This window comes from Staphylococcus simiae, from assembly GCF_002902085.1.
GTDB lineage: Bacteria > Bacillota > Bacilli > Staphylococcales > Staphylococcaceae > Staphylococcus > Staphylococcus simiae.
The window spans coordinates 1-4,508 of record NZ_PPQR01000106.1 but is presented as its reverse complement, the minus strand read 5'-3'; the positions used below and the strand labels follow the sequence as shown (position 1 = coordinate 4,508).

General features: G+C 29.9%; 4 protein-coding genes. 3 read left to right on the top strand and 1 reads right to left on the bottom strand.

Annotation, left to right across the window (positions count from 1 at the left end; all coding sequences use genetic code 11):
• Positions 1 to 511: 511 nt before the first annotated feature.
• On the bottom strand, positions 512 to 1,804 hold the full coding sequence (locus tag CD113_RS11155; protein ID WP_002464234.1) for a glutamate-1-semialdehyde 2,1-aminomutase: 1,293 nt from the start codon (positions 1,802 to 1,804) through the stop codon (positions 512 to 514).
• A gap of 79 nt (positions 1,805 to 1,883) precedes the next feature.
• Here CD113_RS11155 and bcp point away from each other — a divergent pair, with 79 nt between their 5' ends.
• The 3 genes from bcp (at position 1,884) to perR (ending at position 3,839) form a co-directional block, all read left to right on the top strand.
• Complete coding sequence (bcp, locus tag CD113_RS11150; RefSeq protein WP_002464235.1) at positions 1,884 to 2,339, top strand: thioredoxin-dependent thiol peroxidase; 456 nt, start codon at positions 1,884 to 1,886, stop codon at positions 2,337 to 2,339.
• Positions 2,340 to 2,345: 6 nt separating this feature from the next.
• Entirely contained in the window at positions 2,346 to 3,296 is a 951-nt protein-coding gene (locus CD113_RS11145) for a phosphoglycerate dehydrogenase (RefSeq protein WP_002464236.1), read from the top strand.
• A 96-nt stretch (positions 3,297 to 3,392) separates the two neighbouring features.
• The gene (gene perR, locus CD113_RS11140; RefSeq protein ID WP_002464237.1) at positions 3,393 to 3,839 is read left to right on the top strand and encodes a peroxide-responsive transcriptional repressor PerR; all 447 of its coding nucleotides are present in this window, start codon (positions 3,393 to 3,395) and stop codon (positions 3,837 to 3,839) included.
• Positions 3,840 to 4,508 lie beyond the last annotated feature (669 nt).

Below are 4,508 nucleotides of genomic sequence, written 5' to 3'. Positions count from 1 at the left end.
CTAGGTTTTTAAAACGTTGATTTATCAACATTTTGAAAACCAGACAGTTACTGCCAAATGCTTAATTTTAAGTGTAAAATGCTTTATGTCCCAGGCTCGTATATAAAGGATATTTGACTGCAGAAAATGAAATAGACATATTTGCTATTTAAAAAAAGGAAGTGTACAGAATTACATTTGTTCAAAATGAATTCGGTGTACGACTTCCTTAAAATGATTAGAATCTGTGACAAAAAGCTATCTATAACTAATATGGTGTGATTAGTAATCAATGCCCGAGTATAAAATGTAGATAAATCTACACGTTTTTATCCTTGTTAGTCAGGTCAGGTTGACTAGGAATCCACACGCTATTTTTGATGAAAGAAATAAGTGGAATAAGTTTTAAAATATTTGTTTTTGCATTATTTCGATATAGTACTAATTTTCATAAGTATAATTTGCTACAACTAAATATTGTATATATAAGTTAGAAATACAAATATGATTTACTTACTATATTAACAATGTATTATTTAGACATTTGACTAAATGCATAATCAGCAGCTTTTAATGTTTGATCAATATCTTCTTCAGTATGTTCAGTAGTTAAGAACCAAGCTTCGTATTTAGATGGTGCTAAATTAATACCTTGATGAAGCATTAATTTAAAGAACTTAGCAAAATCATCACCACTTGAACGTTCAACTTGTTCATAATGTGTAATATGTTCATCTGTGAAATACAATGTTAATGAGCCATAAATTCGATTAATTGTTGCAGTTATATTATGTTTTTTAATTAAGTCTAATAAACCATCCTCTAAACGTTTACCTAATCGGTCTAATTTTTCATAAACGCCATCTTGCTCTAATACTTCTAATAAAGCTATGCCAGCTTTCATAGACAATGGATTACCAGCCATAGTACCTGCTTGATATGCTGGACCGAGTGGGGCAACATGTTCCATGATATCTTGACGACCGCCATAACCTCCAATTGGAAGTCCGCCACCTACTATTTTGCCAAAAGCTGTTAAATCAGGAATAACACCTAATAAATCTTGAGCTGCACCATAGTGGAAACGGAAAGCAGTGATCACTTCGTCATAAATAACAAGCGTGCCATTATCATGAGAAATTTTATTTACTTCTTCTAAAAATCCTGGTTGTGGCAAAACCATTCCAAAGTTCCCAACAATAGGTTCCACTAATACGGCTGCAATGTCATCTCCCCAATAATCAATTGCTTCTTTATATGAATCAATATCATTAAAAGGTACAGTTATAACTTCTCTTGCTACACTTTCAGGAACACCAGCAGAATCTGGAGAACCAAGTTGTGATGGACCACTTCCTGCTGCAACAAGTACTAAATCTGAATGACCATGGTATGAACCAGCAAATTTTATTATTTTATTTCGTTTAGTATAGGCACGTGCCACACGAATAGTAGTCATTACTGCTTCTGTACCAGAATTGACAAAACGTATTTTTTCTAGAGAAGGTATAGCTTCTCTAAGTTTCTTACTGAAGTCGATTTCTAACTCAGTAGGTGTACCGTATAATACGCCTTTTGCTGCTTGCTCTTGGATTGCTTGAGTAATATGCGGATGAGCATGACCAGTTATAATAGGACCGTATGCTTGTAAATAATCGATGTATTTATTGCCATCTACATCGTATAGATAAGCACCATGTCCTTCTTTCATTACAACAGGGGCTCCACCACCCACAGCTTTATATGAACGGGATGGTGAATTGACTCCACCTAAGATATATTCATTTGAAAGTTCTTGTAGTCGTTCACTTTCAGTAAACTTCATTATATCAACCTCTTTTAATTTAATATTTTCATATTCTATCGTATCATAAAATTAATATAATGAAGAAAAAGGTGATTAGATGTTACAAAAAGGTGATAAATTTCCAAATTTTGCTTTGGAAAATCAACATGGAGAAATTATCTCAAATGAGACCCTTAAAGGAAGTAAGGTGATTTTATACTTTTATCCAAGAGATAATACGCCAACATGTACTACGGAAGCATGTGACTTTAGAGATAATTTAGCAATGTTTAATGATTTAGATGTTAAAGTATTCGGTATAAGTGGCGATTCGAAAAAAAAGCATCAAAATTTTATTGCAAAACATGATTTAAACTTTGATTTGTTAGTTGATGAAGATTATGAATTATCAAAAGCTACTGGAGTATACCAATTGAAAAAATCTTTTGGTAAAGAGAGTATGGGCATTGTACGTACAACATTTATAATAGATGAGAATGGTCTTATTATTGATGTCATTGAAAAAGTTAAAGTTAAAACACAAATAGAAGAACTAAAAAACATTTTGGGGTGACGAATGATGAAAGTGGTTGGCTTGAATCGAATGAGAGAAGTTGAAGAAAAATTAAAAGATAAGTTTCCTGACGTTTCGTTCAAGTTTTATAAAAAAGCTATTGATATACCATCAGAAGATAAGGAAGAATTAGATATTTTAGTAGGTCATGACAGCAATGTTGATGAAGCCTTTTTAAAAAGTTGTCCAAATTTAAAATGGCTTGCTTGGTTTGCTACAGGAGTAAATAACTTACCACTTCAATATATTAAAGATAATAATATTCTTTTGACAAATGGACGTGGTGTTCAAGCAAAACAATTATCGGAATATATCTTAGCTTTTATCTTAGATGATTATAAAAAAATGCCGTTATCTTATGAAAATCAAAGAAAACACATTTATGATTCAACCATTACTGGAAAAAGATTAGCACACAATACGTTATTATTTTTAGGAACAGGTGCTATTGCACAAAGAACTGCTAAGTTAGCTCAAGCATTTAATATGAAAGTAATTGGTTTGAGTAAATCTGGACAACAAAAAGATAATTTTGATGAAGTATATAATATTTTTGCATTAAATGACATACTACCTCAAGCAGATATTGTAATCAATGCTTTGCCTGAAACAACAGAAACAATACATTTATTACAAAAACAGCATTTTGAAATTATGAAAGATGATGTGTTATTTATTAATATAGGAAGAGGAAGTATTGTAAAAGAAGAAATAATAATTGAAGTTTTACGTGAAAAAATTATTAGACATGCATATTTAGATGTTTTCGAACATGAGCCATTATCGAGCGAAAGTCCTTTATATGAATTAGATAATGTAACTATAACAGCACATATAACTGGTAATGATTATAATGCTAAATATGACTTGTTAGACATTTTCACTAATAATTTATCGTCATTTCTCACTAAAGGAGAACTAAATGAGAATATAGTGGAAGCGGATAAAGGATATTAATAGAAAGTATCTTGTTTATGTTGACAATCTTTACTAACTAAAGTTATATTGTTATTAAGTAATAATCATTATTATATAAGAAAGATGGTGATGTAGATGAGTGCGGAAATAGAATCAATTGATCATGAACTAGAAGAATCTATAAGTTCATTAAGAAAAGCTGGTATCAGAATTACACCACAGAGACAAGCAATTTTACGATACTTAATTTCTTCGCATAATCATCCAACAGCAGATGACATTTATCAAGCACTTTCACCTGATTTCCCAAATATAAGTGTTGCGACCATATATAATAATCTTAAAGTTTTTAAAGATATTGGCATAGTTAAAGAATTGACTTACGGTGACGCCTCAAGTCGTTTTGATTTCAATACACACAATCACTATCATATTATTTGTGAAAAATGTGGTAAAATAGTTGATTTCCAATATCCTCAATTAAATGAGATTGAACGATTAGCACAACACATGACTGATTTTAACGTAACACATCATCGAATGGAAATTTATGGAGTTTGCAAAGATTGCCAAGATAAATAACTAAAAGTAACAAGAGAGAAGGTTAATGATAAAAGTTAACCGCTCTCTTTTTTATACTATAATAAATAGGTTTTCAATTTTTTGGAATGATAAATAAGAAGTGAATACTTTAAAATGACAATCATTTTAAGATTGAGGCTTCTGAGATAGGAAGCCAAAAGAGTAAAATTGGTTCTCAGTTTTTAGAAAAACGCAAGGTTGATCAAAGGACCCAATATAGAGAAAAGGTGAAAAAATGTTTTTCAGGATCAATCAAAAAAATTATAATTAAAATTTTCACTATAATGTACAAGCTGAAATGGGAAACTTAACAAAATAATTGCGTGTCAGTTTAATTTGGGAATGAATCAATAAATAATAAATCATAGATTTAGAGATAAATATAACCATTAAGAGTATAATTTATTACACTTAATTATTATTTAGTCTTTATGAAAGTAGAATGAATACATTATGAGTAAATTTATGTATAAATAAAGTGATAATAAATGTTGACTATGAAATAGATACTTGATATTATATAAAAGTCGTCAAAACACGTAATAATGTTTTTGAAAGACATCAAAAAAAATATTCTAAAGTGTAAATTTGACTATTGTATTTAAAGTTGATACATAATAGAATAATATTTGTTGAATTAATTGAGTTACGAAATAATCTTTTTAGAAA